Source organism: Microcystis sp. LE19-8.1F (assembly GCF_027531715.1).
Classification (GTDB): Bacteria; Cyanobacteriota; Cyanobacteriia; order Cyanobacteriales; family Microcystaceae; genus Microcystis; species Microcystis wesenbergii_A.
The window spans coordinates 1-17,640 of record NZ_JAPZSO010000096.1 but is presented as its reverse complement, the minus strand read 5'-3'; the positions used below and the strand labels follow the sequence as shown (position 1 = coordinate 17,640).

18 protein-coding genes are annotated in these 17,640 nt (G+C 41.3%); 8 read left to right on the top strand and 10 right to left on the bottom strand.

The genetic code is table 11. The features are described from left to right. Positions 1-157: 157 nt before the first annotated feature. Both O9334_RS10345 and O9334_RS10340 read right to left on the bottom strand, forming a co-directional pair. Complete coding sequence (locus O9334_RS10345) at positions 158-1,693, bottom strand: ApeA N-terminal domain 1-containing protein (protein ID WP_288000187.1); 1,536 nt, start codon at positions 1,691-1,693, stop codon at positions 158-160. Positions 1,694-1,863: 170 nt separating this feature from the next. After that, positions 1,864-2,016, bottom strand: coding sequence for a hypothetical protein (locus O9334_RS10340; RefSeq protein WP_190381155.1), 153 nt, complete (start codon positions 2,014-2,016; stop codon positions 1,864-1,866). 166 nt (positions 2,017-2,182) lie between these two features. Between O9334_RS10340 and O9334_RS10335 the strand changes: the two genes are divergently transcribed. From O9334_RS10335 to O9334_RS10320, 4 genes are all read left to right on the top strand, one after another. After that, positions 2,183-2,824, top strand: a complete 642-nt coding sequence (locus O9334_RS10335) for a FeoA family protein (protein WP_288000184.1) — start codon at positions 2,183-2,185, stop codon at positions 2,822-2,824. Positions 2,825-2,860: 36 nt separating this feature from the next. Further along, positions 2,861-5,185 (top strand): Fe(2+) transporter permease subunit FeoB, encoded by a 2,325-nt coding sequence (gene feoB, locus O9334_RS10330; RefSeq protein WP_288000182.1) that lies wholly within the window; start codon positions 2,861-2,863, stop codon positions 5,183-5,185. A gap of 109 nt (positions 5,186-5,294) precedes the next feature. Next, the gene (locus O9334_RS10325) at positions 5,295-5,534 is read left to right on the top strand and encodes a FeoC-like transcriptional regulator (RefSeq protein WP_130757729.1); all 240 of its coding nucleotides are present in this window, start codon (positions 5,295-5,297) and stop codon (positions 5,532-5,534) included. 341 nt (positions 5,535-5,875) lie between these two features. Beyond that, a complete protein-coding gene (locus O9334_RS10320) occupies positions 5,876-6,859 on the top strand; it encodes a methyltransferase domain-containing protein (protein WP_288000179.1) in 984 nt (327 codons plus the stop codon). Positions 6,860-6,993: 134 nt separating this feature from the next. Here O9334_RS10320 and O9334_RS10315 read toward each other — a convergent pair whose 3' ends face one another. From O9334_RS10315 to O9334_RS10285, 7 genes are all read right to left on the bottom strand, one after another. Then, entirely contained in the window at positions 6,994-7,692 is a 699-nt protein-coding gene (locus O9334_RS10315; protein ID WP_002802574.1) for a metallophosphoesterase family protein, read from the bottom strand. A gap of 21 nt (positions 7,693-7,713) precedes the next feature. Next, positions 7,714-8,523 carry a metallophosphoesterase family protein gene (locus tag O9334_RS10310; protein ID WP_079208731.1) on the bottom strand — a complete coding sequence of 270 codons (810 nt, stop codon included), beginning with the start codon at positions 8,521-8,523 and terminating at the stop codon, positions 7,714-7,716. Then, positions 8,523-9,302 carry a hypothetical protein gene (locus O9334_RS10305; RefSeq protein WP_045361207.1) on the bottom strand — a complete coding sequence of 260 codons (780 nt, stop codon included), beginning with the start codon at positions 9,300-9,302 and terminating at the stop codon, positions 8,523-8,525. Before O9334_RS10305 ends, O9334_RS10310 begins: the two co-directional genes overlap by 1 nt. 258 nt (positions 9,303-9,560) lie before the next feature. Then, positions 9,561-9,779, bottom strand: coding sequence for a hypothetical protein (locus O9334_RS10300; RefSeq protein WP_190380198.1), 219 nt, complete (start codon positions 9,777-9,779; stop codon positions 9,561-9,563). Beyond that, a complete protein-coding gene (locus O9334_RS10295) occupies positions 9,776-10,801 on the bottom strand; it encodes a CobW family GTP-binding protein (RefSeq protein WP_288000175.1) in 1,026 nt (341 codons plus the stop codon). Before O9334_RS10295 ends, O9334_RS10300 begins: the two co-directional genes overlap by 4 nt. A gap of 114 nt (positions 10,802-10,915) precedes the next feature. Then, on the bottom strand, positions 10,916-12,772 hold the full coding sequence (gene thrS, locus O9334_RS10290; protein ID WP_288000173.1) for a threonine--tRNA ligase: 1,857 nt from the start codon (positions 12,770-12,772) through the stop codon (positions 10,916-10,918). A gap of 208 nt (positions 12,773-12,980) precedes the next feature. Further along, positions 12,981-13,535 carry a hypothetical protein gene (locus O9334_RS10285; protein WP_288000171.1) on the bottom strand — a complete coding sequence of 185 codons (555 nt, stop codon included), beginning with the start codon at positions 13,533-13,535 and terminating at the stop codon, positions 12,981-12,983. Between the two features lie 58 nt (positions 13,536-13,593). Between O9334_RS10285 and rnc the strand changes: the two genes are divergently transcribed. Continuing rightward, the gene (gene rnc / locus O9334_RS10280; protein WP_045361215.1) at positions 13,594-14,271 is read left to right on the top strand and encodes a ribonuclease III; all 678 of its coding nucleotides are present in this window, start codon (positions 13,594-13,596) and stop codon (positions 14,269-14,271) included. A gap of 19 nt (positions 14,272-14,290) precedes the next feature. Here the strand turns inward: rnc and O9334_RS10275 are convergent, their stop codons facing one another. Further along, on the bottom strand, positions 14,291-15,070 hold the full coding sequence (locus O9334_RS10275) for a Crp/Fnr family transcriptional regulator (protein ID WP_045361217.1): 780 nt from the start codon (positions 15,068-15,070) through the stop codon (positions 14,291-14,293). A 170-nt stretch (positions 15,071-15,240) separates the two neighbouring features. On the opposite strand from O9334_RS10275, the gene O9334_RS10270 reads away from it, so the two are divergent. The 3 genes from O9334_RS10270 to cysT are packed head-to-tail and all read left to right on the top strand — an operon-like array spanning position 15,241 to position 17,499. After that, positions 15,241-16,284, top strand: a complete 1,044-nt coding sequence (locus O9334_RS10270; RefSeq protein WP_190380192.1) for a sulfate ABC transporter substrate-binding protein — start codon at positions 15,241-15,243, stop codon at positions 16,282-16,284. Between the two features lie 11 nt (positions 16,285-16,295). Next, a complete protein-coding gene (locus O9334_RS10265) occupies positions 16,296-16,637 on the top strand; it encodes an NIL domain-containing protein (RefSeq protein WP_045361220.1) in 342 nt (113 codons plus the stop codon). 19 nt (positions 16,638-16,656) lie between these two features. After that, on the top strand, positions 16,657-17,499 hold the full coding sequence (cysT, locus tag O9334_RS10260; RefSeq protein ID WP_045361222.1) for a sulfate ABC transporter permease subunit CysT: 843 nt from the start codon (positions 16,657-16,659) through the stop codon (positions 17,497-17,499). Positions 17,500-17,640 lie beyond the last annotated feature (141 nt).

Sequence of the window (17,640 nt, the reverse complement as noted above, 5' to 3'; positions counted from 1 at the left end):
CATCTTAACCTAAGTTGTCAATTTTAACTATATAGCAGTTATCTTATTGGTGAGGTGGGAAGTTTTACTTACCCAATCAGGTTACACTTCCTCTTGATGAGAAAAGCTATATTCACCTTCACTCATCAACAAATAAGAGGTAAGCTATTTTCTTAGCTTAATTATACTTATCCTCTCCAAGCCATTCATTTTGGTTCCGCATTCTATTTTTAATAATAGCTTTAATGGTGTTGTTTGAAACTTCGATTTCTATCAGTAAACAAGTTTGTAATATTAAAGTTACGGTACACAAAAGATCATAGAGTTCTTGATTTTTTATTTTGATTTCCTTGTCTGGGTGAACTATTAAGTTATTTCTAATATAAACTACTCGCGTAAGAAATTTATCTAACTCATTTTGATCTTGGGTTATCCTAGAGAATAAACTATCATCTTGTGAGTTGAAAGTATCAGCAAAGCTTTGTTTACTAGCGTCATTGTTCTCAACGAACAAATAGGAAATATTATCTATAATATCTCTCAGTCTATCCTTTAGATTCTTCTCAACTTTAAACAAGTATTTAACTTTCCCATCTAAAAACCTTTTGAAATCTTCTTCCATAGGATAATTTTGAATAACTTCGCGAAGTTTTTGATAAATGCCATTTTGATAACTATCTTGAGACATATATTCGATTTTATGTTTTCCTTTTTGAGTTTGTTTATGATATATCTCCAACGCTTGCACAATATTCAGAAATTTATATTCCAGATACAATTCTGGATTATAAATATTTATTAATAGTTCCTGAAAGACAATTTTAAATTTCTCTCGCTTATCTATCCAGTTTTGAAAAATTTTTTCCAAATCATCTTTAACATTATCATAAGTTAACAGCATTTTTGACCGATGATGGACATAATCGGAATTTTTTGACAGTTTTCTTTCATTCCATATAATTTCAATCGGAGTCATTTTATCTGGGTATTGGCTATCATTTTTATCATGTCTAGCGTGAACTGAAACAATTTGATTAGAAGAATAAGTAGCAAAGCTAAGAAAATCACGAAATTGGATAACTAAGTTTTTACAATCTTCTAAACTGCTTGAGTTTTTATTGACAATCTCAAGACCAATTATATATTTAATATCAGCACTTTCAGTGGAGCTAAGATTAAAAATCGGGACAAAATAGATACTCAGTTCCAGTTCTTTGATTACTCCTAGCTTAATATTTGGCAATTGTTCGTAAGTAACCTTGACTTGCTTAATTTCTCCAGTGGATGAAATTTCACTTTTCATATCTAAAGGACTAATTTTTACCCATTCATTTAAAGAAGAAAAATCAACTCTTAATTTTTGAAATTTGTTCAAGTCTTCCTTATTTAAAAAATCATTGTTCTGAAAATATATATTATACAAAAGCATTTCGGGATTTACTTGCAAATTCACCAGATTTTCTCCTATTTTTGTTGTCTGGATATCACAGTTAAAAAGGCCGACAACTTTTCCATCGATAAGTCCATAAATCAGGGTTGCTTGTGATTTTAATCCATAAGGAAACCAGGACAATAGCGGGGCTAAAGTGTTGAAAGTATCATCAATATTTAAAACTAAACGTTGATTAAGTTTATGGGAAAGTTTACCAATTACTCGTTTTTCTGGGTGTTCAGGGAGCCACCAGTAACCTTCTCTTTCAAATTCGTCAATCATATTATAGCGTTTCCTAAGCTAGTGAGGTACACTTGTTTTTCTTCCCTTTTGCCTTTTGCCTCTTGCCTTTTGCCTAAAACCCATAACTTTTGTACCTCAGCAGACTGAAAAACGCTATAGCTGATCATTAAGTTTGTAGTATAAATATACCTTTTCGCATTATAGCGAATTTAGTACAAGATAACTAACAAGTTTTCGGCATTAAGAAGATTTTCGTCTCTCAGCGATCGCCATTTACTGGAGACTGGTGACTTTTTTAAAGAAATATTTTTCGTTCCTGTCTCCCCTTTTAGATTAGACTGGTAATTGAGAATAATTAGCATTTATTTTTAGCGATCGCAAGTCTTAGACAGTTTCAAAACCGTTGACTGAGGCTGACAGTAGTGCAGTTCTCACCCTTTGGCTACTTCAGTAAACTCGATGAGCTATCAAGGAATTATTATCACTCTTGAATGAAAGACCTTCTTTACCTTTGGAGATAAGAAAAGCATGGACGATAAAATTAGACCTAATGAACCAGAAGACCCAGAAAAATCGCCAAATAAAGCCCAATTTTCTCCTTGGGGTGGTACAGAGGCAGCCTCAGAACGTACTAGCTCCATGGATACTGATCTAACAGCCACCTATCCCCTCGCACAAGTGGAAATGGGAAAAACCGTCTGGTTAGTGGGATTTCAGGGGACAGGAGGAATCAATCGACTCCTAGGTATGGGATTAAACCCCGGCATTCAATTACAGGTAATTAGCTCCCAACCGAGGGGATCGGTTTTAATTGGCATTCAAGACAATCGTATCGGTATCGGGGCGGAAATGGCCGAAAAAATCCTCGTTAGTGACATTCAACCGAAAAAACTGGAACCCAAAAAAGACCTACCTGAAGTAAGAACATTTCTGCGGGAGATACCCATAGGAAAAGCGGGTAAAGTTGTCGGTTATGACCGAGCATTGCGCGGATACAAAGGAAAATTGTTATCAATGGGATTAACTCCGGGGACAGAGTTTACCGTTATTCGCGTCGCACCTTTGGGGGATCCCGTCGAGATTCGAGTGCGGGGATTTCATCTCAGTCTGCGTAAACAGGAGGCAGACACTTTAATCGTCGAAGAAATAGACCCAGAAAGCAAAATTTAATCATCTAAGCCTATTCGTCACTCAATATCCTAAATTATGGTCAAACCCATTATCGCCTTAATTGGCAATCCTAACTGTGGCAAAACTACCCTTTTTAATGCTCTCACAGGGGCCAATCAACGCACCGGCAACTGGCCGGGAGTAACAGTCGATCGCAAAGAGGGAAGATTTCAAGTTAACGGGGAAGATATCACCCTTGTGGATTTACCCGGAGTCTATTCCCTCGATGTAGAAGAAGGGGAGACAGGAATGGATGAATTAGTCGCTAGGGACTATCTGCTGTCAGGAGAAGCGGATTTAGTGATTAATATCGTCGATGCTGCCAATTTAGAGCGTAATCTCTACCTTACTACCCAAATCATGGAGATGCGTTTACCGATGTTGATTGCCCTGAATATGATGGATGTGGCTAAAACTAGGGGTATTGTGGTTAATCCGCAACTCTTAAGCGCTCGCATGGATGCAATTGTCGTGGCGATTAGTGCGGTTAAAGGGGAGGGAATCGGAGAATTAAAGCAAAAAATTGGGGAATTAGTTGGTAATATTAACCATACTGCCGCTTATGTGGCTTATCCTGCGGTAATTGAGGAAGCTCTTAACGAGATTGTTGCCTACATTAACGACCATAGCAGTAAAAGGATCGTTGAGCCAAGATGGACCGCTTTAAATCTACTGCAATACGAGGATCGCATCGCCCCAGAATTGCGCTCCCAGGAACTATTAAGCATTATCGTCAAGCATAGACGACAAATACACCAAGTTTTAGGGGAAGACCTTGATATTTTAATTGCTGATACTCGTTATGGCTTTATTCAACAAGTTACTCAGGGAGCCACTCAACGGACTGGACAAATAAATGATACCATGTCTGATCGCCTCGATCGGATTGTTCTCGATCGCTGGTTAGGAATTCCGATATTTTTGGGCGTAATGTACCTAATGTTCTTGTTTACCATCAATGTTAGTGCTGCCTTTATCGATTTCTTCGATTTAACTGCCCAGACTATCTTTGTCGATGGTTTGTCCCAAGTTTTACAAAAAATCCATACCCCCGGTTGGCTAATTGCTCTGCTCGCTGATGGAGCGGGGGGAGGTGTGCAAACCGTCGCCACTTTTATCCCCGTAATTGGCTTTATGTTCCTCTTTTTGTCAATTTTAGAGGATTCCGGCTATATGGCCCGGGCAGCCTTCGTCATGGACCGATTGATGCGTTTGGTGGGATTGCCGGGTAAATCCTTTGTCCCCATGCTAGTGGGATTTGGTTGCAGTGTACCGGCAATTATGGCCACCAGAACCCTAGAAAATTCTCGCGATCGTTTAATGACGATTATGATGAACCCTTTTATGTCCTGTGGGGCCAGATTACCTGTTTATGCCCTATTTGCGGCGGCTTTTTTCCCCATAGGTGGTCAAAATATCGTTTTTGGTCTTTATATCTTAGGAATTCTCGCCGCTATTTTGACGGGATTGGTGATGAAAAAAACCCTACTCAAGGGAGAAGTCAGTCACTTTATTATGGAATTGCCTCCCTATCATCTACCGCGTCTGAAAGGGGTTTTAATTCGCACTTGGGAACGTCTGCAAGCGTTTTTATGGAAAGCTGGACGAGTTATCGTTTTAATGGTGATGATTTTGGGACTACTCAACTCCCTTAGTTTTGATGGTTCTTTTGGTAATCAAGACAGCGAGCGCTCGGTTTTAAGTGCTACCAGTAAAGCTGTAACTCCTATTTTCTCACCCATGGGACTAGAACCGGAAAATTGGCCGGCAACAGTGGGAATTTTTACGGGAGTTTTTGCCAAAGAAGCAATGGTAGGGACATTAAACTCGATTTACAGCCAACTAGCAGGGGAAGATAACCCGAATAAGGGGGCAGCGGCGGAAAAATTCGACTTTTGGCGGCAAATTCACCGAGCTATTGCCACTATTCCCGCCAATTTAGCGCAATTACCCAATCAATTACTTGATCCCTTGGGTTTAAATATTGGTGATCTGCAAGATCAAAAAACGGCTGCCGAGAAGCAAGAGGTAGATTTAGGAATCTTTGGGGCAATGGTGAAAAGATTTGATGGTCAAGCGGGTGCTTTTGCCTATCTCTTGTTTGTTCTGCTCTATTTTCCCTGTGTTTCGGCCACATCGGCAGTATATCGCGAAACTAATGCCGGTTGGACTGCTTTTATTGCCTTCTGGACCACAGGAATGGCCTATATTGTTGCCACTTCCTTCTATCAAATCGCTACTTTTTCTCGACATCCGGGATTTTCTCTCTTTTGGATAGTCTTGATGGGTTTAACCGTAGTCGGGGTTTTATTCACCTTAAAAAATCTCCGTCCCCGAAAAATCAACCGTCCGGCAATTTAAAAGTAGGGTGGGTTAGGCGACAAAAAGCTAGGCAACTAACAAATTATTTAGATTCGCCGTAACCCACCGCAATCAAGCAACTTTTCTCGATTTTTTTCGCTTATAAACCATGATTTTAACCGATATACAGGCTTATCTTGCCAAAAATCAGAAAGCATCTCTGGCTGACTTATCCACACACTTTCGGATGTCGGCGGATGCCTTAAGTCCTATGCTCGATCGCTTGCTGAAAAAGGGGCGAATTCGCCTGATTTCCCTAGAAAAATGCGGAGGATGCAGCCGTTGTTCTCCGGAATCTATGGCTTTTTACGAATGGATTGAGGGCAATTCCACAGGGACAAACAGATAAAAGTTTAGTACTACAGAAGTGATCTAACTATTAAGATAACTGCTGTATTAAGTAGCTGGTTATAATTAAATTAAAAATGGATTTTAGGTTCGATCCCCCCTGCCTCCTAGGGTTGATTCATAGTAGGGTTGATTCATGAATCAACCCTACCCTGCCCCCTTAATCCCCCCTTGATAAGGGGGGAGATCTGATAATTTTTAACGCCTACCTACTTACCAGTCGCTTTCAACGGGGATAGTTAATTTCTGGCGAAGAACCAAAGTCACTCAACCGCAGAACCTCAAAGTTGTATAATCTTTAAGAGTTATTAAGCTTTGTATCAGTTTGCCCAGCAGCATTTAATGAATATACTTTTGCTGACATCATCTTTAGGTTTACTCCTAGCGATCGCTATCGTCGTCTATTTTGTTTCCTCTCGCAAGTACCAATCGTCGGACTCGGTGGCCAACTCCTACGACCAATGGACCGAAGACGGGATTTTAGAATATTATTGGGGGGAACACATCCATTTAGGTCACTACGGTTCCCCACCAGAAAAAAAAGACTTTTTACAGGCAAAAGCCGACTTTGTGGCGGAAATGGTCTCTTGGGGAGGTTTGGATAAACTACCCGCCGGTGCAACTCTCCTCGATGTCGGTTGTGGTATTGGTGGCAGCAGTCGCATTCTGGCCCGCGACTATGGATTTACCGTTACCGGTGTCACCATTAGTCCCAAACAAGTGGCACGGGCCAAAGAACTAACACCCCCAGATGTAAATGCTCGCTTTTTGGTCGATGATGCCATGGCCCTTTCTTTTCCCGACGAGAGTTTTGATGTGGTCTGGTCAATCGAAGCCGGTCCCCATATGCCGGACAAAGCCGTTTTTGCTCAGGAATTACTGCGAGTTCTTAAGCCGGGGGGAGTCCTGGTGGTAGCAGACTGGAATCAGCGAGATGACCGTCAAAAACCGCTTAATTTCTGGGAAAGTCCTGTAATGCGCCAACTTTTGGATCAGTGGTCCCACCCCGCTTTTGCCAGTATCGAAGGTTTTGCCGAACAGTTAGCGGCCACAGGATTGGTAGATGGGGAAGTGGTGACTGCTGACTGGACAAAAGCCACTCTACCCTCTTGGATTGATACCATTTGGCAGGGGGTGATTCGTCCCCAAGGTTGGTGGCAATTTGGTCTAACTGGGTTGCTTAAATCCGTCCGAGAAGTGCCGACAATTCTGCTGATGCGTTTGGCCTTTGGCACGGGTTTATGTCGTTTTGGGATGTTCCGCGCTGTTCGCGCTCAATCCCATCTGCAAGCAAGTCAGCAAGAGTCTCTTACCTCAGTTATCTAGCTGGTTATAATTAAATTGAAGATAAATCCCCCCTTGATCCCCCCTTAATCCCCCCTTGATAAGGGGGGTGTCTGATAATTTTTAACGCCTACCTACTTAAATTAATCTTGAATATTTAATTAATCTTTCATGGATTAATAAGGTACGGTTCTAAACTCCACGCAATTATTACTAGGATTATAGAGAGTGTAAACTGCTTTATTTAATTCTTTACCAACGCTACCAACCCCAATTAAACGCTTATCTTGAATCGTCAAAGTTTGACTTGGTTGCCGTTTATCTAAAGTAGTAACAGTGCTAGTTAAATTAGCGGACTGTAAAGAATAATCAAAAACTTGTCCTGCACGACCACAAAATAGATTATTAACTCCCACCCGTTGCAGTCGATCTAAAATTTGCCATGGGGGAGTATCGGGGGTTAATTCTTCACTAACACTGACACTACTGCCATGAATTAATAAACAATCCAACTCGACAAAACCAAAATCGAGATTTCGTAACCATTGCACCGTTTCTAAAGAAACTGCGTCCCAGAGTTGTTTAGTGCTATCAATTCCATGTTTATGGATTAATTCCGTCGGTTCTCCTGTTGCTCCTAAACTGTGTAAAATTAGACATTGTTCTTCCCACCATCCCCGACAAACCTGCGGATATAAGTTATTTTTAGTGGGATAACGTATTTGTTCTACTAGCATTTCACTATCGGGATTAACACCGATAAAATCTCCTAAAATATATAAATTTTCTACAGTAACTGACCGTTGCTGAATATCTTCCAAGACCGCTTGATAGGCTGGTAAATTGCCTTGAATACCGCTTAAAATTGCCCACATAATTTCTTGATTTATCACAAATTAACGTTCGCAAACATGAGTCGGATCATCGGCTTTTTCCGCATATTCTAGACCCTTAGCCAATCGCCAAGCGAAAATAGGAGGTAAACCCGATGCTAAAATAGCCTGACAGGTTTCCTGATAGTTATAGGCCACTTCTCGCAGTTGTACCGCTGCCGTTTCTCGATCGTAAATCACATAGGTGGCATTTGGACGACCGTGACGCGGTTCTCCCACCGATCCCACGTTGATGATACGTTTAACCGGTGTGGTAAATTGCCGCGACTGTTCCCCATCGGGTTGATACACTTTTATTTGCAAGCTTCCCGCGTCGAGAGTGCGAATGTAGGGGATATGGGTATGTCCACAGAATAAAACCTCTGTATCTACCGATAAAACCCGTTCTAAAGCCGTAAAAGCGTCCATTTCGGCTAAAAGGTACTCATGGTTACTTTGGGGACTACCATGAACAAAACAGAGGTGATCTAGCTTAAAAATTTCGGGCAGTTTTGACAAATAATTACGGTTTTCTGGGGTGATTATTTGATTTGTCCACTCGTGAGCTAATCTCCCGCGTTTTTCTGCTAAAAGCGACGGATAACTGCACTCACAGGCATTTAATCCCTCAACGATATCCTCATCCCAACACCCTTGTACCGTGGTAATCCCCAGTTGACGGATTTTTTCCACCACTTGGTTAGGATGGGGTCCATACCCAACTAAATCCCCTAAACAGTAGATTTCTTGACAACCCTGTTGGTCTAAATCTCGCAAAACAGCATTAAAAGCGGGCATATTGCCATGAATACAGGATAAAACGGCTATTTTCATCAGATTAACTCCATTTCTGGCTCTAAAGATTCTTGAAATTGTTGTTGATAATAAAAAAGTGCCTCATCGGACAGACAACAATCACTCAGGGTATCGGCAATTGTCGGTTTATCGAGATTGCGACCGACGATTTCAATCCCACTAAAGCGATTCGGTCTCCCATCGAGATTTAAGGGGAAATTTAAGCTTTGAAAGTCTTTTTCTGGCCATTCATCCATAAATTCCCCATAAATACACTGACCGTCGATGATATCGAAGATACTTTTGACCCGCAGCACTTCCCCATAGGCCCCTTGGGTTAATTCTGTCCAAAAGGTGGTTAAACTGGAAAAATCGAGGATTTCTCCCGTTAAAACGGCTCTATAAATCTGTATTTCTCGTTTTTTTAACCATTGATCACCTTTTATTGTTGTTTTGACGGGACTGATGACCATTTCATCGACGGGAACTTGTCCTTCGGGGATTTCTTCGTCTGGAGACGTAATCGCTACCCGATGACAATTGAGGGGTTTTAGAAAGCTTTCGAGGGATTGCCTGTCTAAATGCCATGGTACTTCCATATAGATCGTGTTTTCCATGGATAAACTGCTCAAAAGGTCTTCTTCTTCCCTAGAAATAGAGGACAACTGGGGAAACTCACTCTGTAAAGTGAGGTGATCAATGGGAAAAGTTTCCGTCTGGGGACTAAAATATAGACTTGGCTGCTTGCTTTGGGCGATTTGTTGGCGAATCCAATGGGTTTTTCCCGCAGCTATACCCCCCGTCACCACGATAATCATTTTGCTCCTTCTTTATTGTGGTAATGATAATCATTCTAGCATAAGTGAGATTGGGGCAAGTAATCTTCCTTAACCAATCCTCTAGACTTAGCAAGGTTATTTTGGGAAAAATTGGCGGTTTCTTGCGGTATTAAGCTAAGACGCATTTAAAGCACTTATTCTTAAGATTAGCCGAATCTCCCCCAATCCCTTTACTGTTGCCTCTTGCAAGAGTGCCTCTTGCCTCGTCTCAACAAGCAATTTAAATGCGCGGGCAGCTTAATCATGGTTATGGCTCTTTTCTCTAGGATACCATTGGCTTTGTCCATCGGGTAAATCAACTAAGGTAATTCCCCTCGTTTTTAATTGTTCCCTTAATCGATCGCCGCTTCCGTAAAGTGCAAGGGTTTGCGATAATGAGCTTGGAGAACAAAGAGATGTAAACCATTGGATCGAGGGTTCGTTAAATTTTAAAGTTTTTATCCATAAATTATTCATAGTTTGTGCTTTTTAATTTTTTGAGAACTAGCCAAGCATTCGTTTAGTTGTGTCAAGATTTCCTCTTTATTTAAATTTCTGCCGATAAAAACTAACTGATTATTAGGAGATGTATCCCATTCTACCGCTTGCAGATCGTAACGAGGGCCGCTCAATTGAAAAATATGTTTTAAATCGCTTTGTTGAAACCAGAGAATCCCTTTTGCTCGAAAAACATTTATCGGCATTTTTTCCGTGAGAAAAGGTTCAAATTTATCTAGATTAAATGGTTTATCGCTAACAAAGGAGACAAAATTAAAGTCTTCAGGAGATTGATTATCACTGGAGATTAGGCGATTTTTTTGAAAGTCTCTCAACTGGACTTTATACAATTCTTCTTTAGTTAAACCTAGGTCTAACAATAAACCCAAAGGAACCTGACCATAACTACTTTTTAGGAGTCTTATACCCTCTTTTTCTCGACGAATAAACTTTTCTAAATCATCTAATTTCTTGGGACTGACTCGATCTATTTTATTGAGAATTACCACGTCACCATAACGAATTTGACTAAGGGCAATATTACTATCAAAATGATCGGCAGTAAAGTTTTCAGAATCCACGAGGGTAATAATAGAATCTAAGCGAGTCAGATATTTTAATTCCGTGGCTAGGAAAGTGAGGATAATTGGCAAAGGATCTGCTAATCCTGTGGTTTCAATAATTAGATAGTCCACGGGTATTTCTTTTTCTAAGACCTGATAGACTGTCTCAATTAAACTATCATTAATCGTACAACAAATACAGCCATTACTCAATTCTACCATATCTTCATCGATGGAGACAAGCAATTGAGAATCAATATTAATATCCCCAAACTCATTGACTAACACGGCAACTTTTAACCCTTCTTTATTGTCAAGAATATGATTTAGTAAGGTGGTTTTTCCACTGCCTAAAAAACCAGTAATAATCGTCACAGGCATTCCCGATTTAGGCAAGCAAGGGAGGGAATCGGAGAGAGGAATTATCAAAGAACTCATGGCAGCTAACCCACTTGTAAGTTAATTAATTGACAGAAAATAGGCTTTTCTCAACCCTGTTAAATTCGCCTGGAAGGGATCGATATCCCCTATTTGCCGGTTTATACAAAAGTTTCAGAGATTAATTTTAGATAGGATCGCTGTTTGCATTTTTTCTAATAAATCTGCCAGCGTCATCGAACCTAAATCACCCCCTTGTCGAGTGCGAACACTTAGAGTTTTACTGCTAACTTCTCGTTTTCCAATCACAGCTAAGACAGGGATTTTTTCTAGTTCTCCTGTACGAATTTGTTTACCTAAACGATCACCACTTTTATCGATTTCCACTCGATAACCAGCTTGTTTTAACTGCATTGCTACCTCTAAAGCATAATGATGCTGTTCATCACTAACGGGTAATAAACGGACTTGAATAGGTGCTAACCAGAGAGGAAAATCTCCCGCATAATTCTCGATTAAAATACCAAAAAATCTTTCCAAAGAGCCAAAAATAGCTCGATGAATCATAATCGGTCTTTCCCGAGTACCATCCCTAGCGACATATTGCATATCAAAGCGTTCTGGCAAGTTAAAATCGACCTGAATCGTGGAACATTGCCACATTCTACCGATCGCATCTTGAATTTTTATATCAATTTTCGGACCATAAAAAGCCCCACCTCCCTGATCCTCAATATAATCCCACTTTTTAGCATTTAAGGCCTCAATTAAAGCTGCGGTTGCCAATTCCCAAACACTATCACTACCCACGGATTTACTGGGGCGAGTCGATAAATTTATCTGATAATTAGTAAAGCCAAAATCGGAGAGAATTTTCTCGGTTAAGTTCAAAACTCCTAGAATCTCTGCGGCAATTTGTTCGGGTAAACAGAAAATATGAGCATCATCTTGGGTAAAACCTCGCACCCGCATTAATCCGTGTAAAACCCCCGAGCGCTCGTAACGATAAACTGTGCCTAATTCTGCCCATCTTAGGGGAAATTCTCGATAGGAATGCAGGTCATTTTGATAGGTTAAAACATGAAAAGGACAATTCATCGGCTTAATTTGATAGCTTTGCTGTTCTAACTCGATCGCCTCAAACATATTGTCGCGATAAAAGTCCCAATGTCCGGAAGTTTTCCACAAATCTAAATTAGCTAGATGGGGAGTATAAAGAAATTGATAACCCGCTTCTAAATGAGCTTGGCGCCAATAATCTTCGATTAAATAACGCATTGTTGCACCCCGGGGATGCCAAAAAACTAAGCCTCCACCTGCATCTTCTTGGATGCTAAATAATTTTAATTGTTGTCCCAATTTGCGATGATCTCGTCGCTGCGCTTCTTCTTTTTGTTGGAGATAATTTTGTAATTCTGCGGGGGTTTGCCAAGCTGTGCCGTAAATTCGCTGTAATTGCGGCTGTTTTTCATCTCCTTGCCAATAAGCACCCGCTACACTTTCCAAGGCGAAAGCATCGGGGTTAATTTCCCCCGTCGAGTTGAGATGGGGTCCCGCGCACAGATCCCACCAAAATTCTTCCGGGGGAGAAACAGCACCATCAATTAACGAGGGTTCTCGATCGCTCCGTCCTGCGTCTGGACTACCGATAAAATAACGGGTAATGGTTTCATCTGGGGGAATTCTCTCTAAAATTAACTTTTTGTAGGGTTGATTAAGGCGCTCGATTTCTGCGGCAATTTCGCTTCTTTCCAGCACTTCTCGGATAATTGGCAGGTTTTGCCCGATAATTCGCCCCATTTCTGCCGCTATTTTCTCCAAATCTTCGGGGGTAAAGGGTGTTGGGCGATCGAAATCGTAGTAGAATCCCGTTTCTGTCCAGGGACCAATAGCGACTTTGGTTTCAGGAAAGAGAGTTTGTACAGCCATCGCTAAGATATGGGCGCAAGTATGGCGTATTTTTACGATTTTTTGCGAATCTTCTTCGATAACGGGGCTTTCTGCTAGGGGGTACTTAATCTGATTGACCATTGCTAGTTAAAGTGATAATGATTATCATTTTAGCAAAGGAGGGCTGATGTCTGAGAGAAAAATGCGCTCAAATCCTCTAGCGGCAAGCTCAACGATAATTAATTTTTGAGAGTTCAAAAATGAGAAAAATAGGCATAAAATCTCTAAATAGAGAATTTAGTTGATTAATGCTCATTCTTGATTCTCCTGACGACCGAATACTGGCTACTTACTCCTCAACCAAGGGAAGATTTTTGAATTTGACAAGAGGTCTATACTTAATAGAGCCGTAGATTAATAACATTGTCGTTAAAGTCATGGCCATAATTAGGGGGGCAATTTTGGCTAACCAGAAAGCCACGAAGATTATGCCGATTCCGTCAGCGAGTAAGATGGGTAAACGTGGCCCTATGCCATGGTCAATAATTTTTCCCGTGCTTGGCTGCAGTTGAATTTTGGCTAAACAATGAAACCAAATTTGACTAACTAAAACTATTAAAGCTCCCCATCCTATCCAGAGGGCAGCCACATAAAAGCCCGCTAATTCTAAAACAATTGTACTAATTGTGACCATAAAAAAGCGATCGAGGCGAGGATCGCTGGTTTTTTGCTGAAATTGGGCAATTTCTCCCAAGTCCACCGCTGCCATGCGTGCCTGTTCCATGCACATCCCCAGGGTACCTAGGGCAAGAATAGCAGCGGATAGGTTTTCCGGTGAGAAGATTTGGGAGATTATGCCTAAACTAGCCGGAAAAAACAGTAAAAAAAGGATCGTTCGTCTCATCTATTCGGGGTGGGGTCAGATTAAGATAAGAAATGCTCTTGACTTGATCATTTCTGTAATGTCTTGTTTGCCTCCTTTTCAAAATGCTCTCCTTCTCACCCAAGCTTTAACCCATCGTTCCTATGTTAACGAACAGTCCGAATTGACGGAAAATAACGAGCGCCTAGAATTTTTGGGCGATGCGATTTTGGCTTTTTTGGTGGGCGAACTTTTGTATCAGAAATATCCCGCCATGAACGAGGCAGAATTAACCCGTTTGCGGTCAAATTTGGTCAAAGAAGAACAATTAGCGCAATTTGGCCTTGAAATCGGCCTGGGGGAGTTAATGCGTTTGGGTAAGGGGGCAATTAAAGATCGGGGGCGATCGAATCCTACCCTATTAGCGGACACTTTTGAAGCGATAATTGGGGCTTATTATCTAGATTCGGGGTTAAATGCGGTTAAAAACTATCTGCATCAACTTTTTATCCCTGTAGCCTCTCATTTAGTCTCTCAACAATCGGAATCGCCATCTTTTATCGATGCCAAAAATCTCTTTCAACAGTGGGCGCTGGCCAATTTTGCCTCTAATCCAGAATATGCGATCATTGATGTGACAGGACCCCCCCACGCTAGGGAATTTACTGCCGAAGTGCGGGTTAATAATCTTCTCTACGGTACAGGTAAAGGTAAACGGAAACAGGATGCCACCAAAGCGGCTGCCGAAGATGCCTTAAAGCGCTGTCAATTGCAATAGTAAATAGGGCCAACCCTACTTATCTTAGGGGCCACCAATTAACTTTATCCCTGGTGGCACTGTACACTTCTTTTAAACCCTCGGCATCTAGTACCCGAATTAAATCCCCCGTCGATTCTGAGGCAATTAATCCCACGGTTTGCAATCCTTTTAATACCTGTTCGACGGTGCGTTGATTGAGTTGACAAGCGCGAGCAATCACATCGACGGATAGATCAAAAGTATAGATATTTTCAGCACTCGGTTGACTGCCTAATTCTCTTTCTTGATAGATTAAAGCTCTCAGTAAAGCCGCCACAGCTTGGGGTGGATAGCTACTGCAATTAAGCAAATGATACTCGAATTTTTGCTGTAATTCAAATAAAAAACAGTACCGTTGACGAAAACTTTCGTTATCGTTGTAAATCTTTTCTAGTGCCGATAAGGGAATTTTCAGGACGTGGGTAGTTTTATAGGATTCCACCAAACAGGGAAAGGCGCGACTGGCTAAACCATAACTAAAGGGTAAACTCCTCATACCAAAACAGCCGCCGGGGTAGGTAATGGCAATAATCCGGTCGAGGGGAGTGCTGCGGACGACGATTACACCCTCATCTAAAATCACATACAAAACATCTAGAAATTCATCGGGGAGAAAAGCCGTATAGACGGGACGATTGGAAAATAGCGTCTCTAGCTTGAGATTGTCGGCATCGAGATACTGACTTAACCAAGCTTCCTCTAGTCCGCGAAAGAGAAAACTCTGGTTAATCAGTTGTTGTAGGAGGGTTGTTTTTTTGGCTTTGACGCTCTTGCCCATAGTCTCAAACCTAGATGTAGCACTGATTTTATCTTCTCACAGTTTCCCTTGTTATCGCCTTATTCCCAATTTGTTTTATAAATGTATTGAAATTTTTTTTTCTGTGCTGTAGGATTAAAAGACGCCTGAAAACAGATACAACCTCAGAGTAAAGCTTAGGAGCGCCGTCGATGCAGTCATCCCAGTCTTGTTTGTCCCTACTCATGGCAACTGTCCTGACGGGGGGAATGCTGGTATCTTGCACCCCATCCCCCACCAATAGCGACAATGACAGCCAAAAACCCGTGACTGTGACGCTTGTTTCCTATGCTGTCACCCAAAGTGCCTACGAAAAAATCATTCCCAAATTTGTCGAGGAATGGCAACAAAAAACGGGGCAAAAGGTAACTTTTGAACAGAGTTATGGTGGTTCCGGTTCCCAAACTCGTGCCGTTATCGATGGTTTAGAAGCGGATGTGGTAGCGTTGGCTTTAGCTTTGGATACCAAGAAAATTGAGCAAGCGGGATTAATTCAACCCGGTTGGGAAAAAGAAGCTCCGAATGACTCTATTGTTCATAAATCTGTAGTGGCTTTTGTTCCTCGTGATGCCAATATTAAAATTAATAAATGGTCAGATTTAGCCAAGGATAATATTAAAGTTATTACCGCTAATCCCAAGACTTCTGGCGGAGCGCGCTGGAATTTTCTCGCTCTTTGGGGTTCGGTGACGCAAGCGGGAGGCAGTGAACAAGCGGCGCAAACTTTTGTCGAAAAAGTGTTTAAAAACGCGCCAGTTTTACCTAGAGATGCTCGCGAATCTAGTGATGTATTTTTTAAACAAGGCCAGGGAAATGTGCTGATTAATTACGAAAATGAGATGATTCTCGCTAACCAAAAAGGCGAGAAGTTGGCCTACACTGTTCCCACCGATTACAATATTTCTATTGATAATCCCGTGGCGGTTGTTGATGCCAATGTGGATAAAAAAAGTACGAGAAAAGTGGCCGAGGCTTTTGTGCAGTTTTTATTTACCCCAGAGGCACAAAGAGAATTTGCTAAGGTGGGTTTTCGTCCCGTTGAACCGACGATAGTTAAAGAGTTTGAGAGTAAATTTCCTCAGATAAAAAATCTCTTTACCGTGCAGGATTTAGGCGGTTGGGATCAGGTACAAAAGCAATTCTTTGATGATGGAGGCTTGTTCGATAAAATTCTGACTAAAGCTGGTAAATCCTAAGGAGAAAAACCATGGATAATCAACCTCAATGGCAAACTATTAATCATCCCCAAAGTGACTTACATCTCGATCAATCAGGACTCGATCGCCCCACTTCCCGAAGAATAAAAATTCGGATTCCTAAACAATATATTAACGAGCCAATTATAGCAGGTTTAGGGTCTTTTCCTGGTCTAAAAGTGAATATATTTTCCGCTTTGTTAGCGGCAAATAATAATCAAGATGGCTGGTTCGATCTACAACTACAAGGCAACTCCCAAGGGATAGAAAATGCCCTTTCCTATCTGGCAGATTTAGATGTAGAAGTTTGGTATGATTCAGCACAAGTTCTTGAAGAAGCGGACAATTGGTAATCTCTAGCAATAATAAACAATGGCTAACCCACAATTATCTTTATCTCCCAGTCAACCCCTGAAAAAAGTTTCTATTCCTTGGGTAATTACCATTAGTTATCTAGTGGTTTTGTTGGTTTTACCGGCGGCGGCACTATTTGCTAAATCCCTAACTCTTGGTTTTGCCGAATTTTGGCGCATTGCCACTTTACCGATTTCTTTATCCGCTTACCAAGTCACTTTTTTTACTTCCTTAATCGCCGGATTAATTGACGGAGTTTTTGGCACTATTATCGCTTGGGTATTAGTGCGTTATCGATTCCCGGGTAAAAAAATTGTCGATGCTTGTGTAGATTTGCCCTTTGCTTTACCCACTTCTGTTGCCGGTTTAGTCCTAGCCACAGTTTACAGTGATAACGGTTGGCTCGGTCAATTTTTTGCCCCCTTTGGCATTAAGATATCCTTTACCATTTTAGGGGTTTTTGTGGCGATGTTATTTATCGCTTTACCCTTCGTTGTCCGCACCCTACAGCCAGTTTTACAGGAAATGGAAAAAGAGGTAGAAGAAGCGGCTTTATCCCTCGGCGCTTCCTCTTGGCAAATCTTTTGGCGAGTTATTTTTCCCACAATACTACCCGCTATTTTAACAGGAGTTGCCCTCGGTTTTGCCAGAGCGATCGGTGAATATGGTTCCGTAGTTATTATCTCCTCTAATATTCCCTTTAAGGATTTAATTGCCCCAGTTTTAATCTTCCAAAGACTAGAGGAATATGATTACACAGGGGCGACAGTAATCGGCATGGTTTTATTACTGGTTTCTTTGTTCATGTTAGTAGTAATTAATTTCCTGCAGCAATGGGGGCAAAAATACAAAGTTAAGTAAAGAGCTCAAGGGGTGACAGAAAGGTTAAAGAGCTTGCTTGATAAGGCTCATAGCCGTTAACCCTTTGGAGAAATAAGGGTTTTTCTGGGGTTTGAGGCGTATCAAAGAAAGGGCAAGTTCCGAAAAAATATCCATCGACTC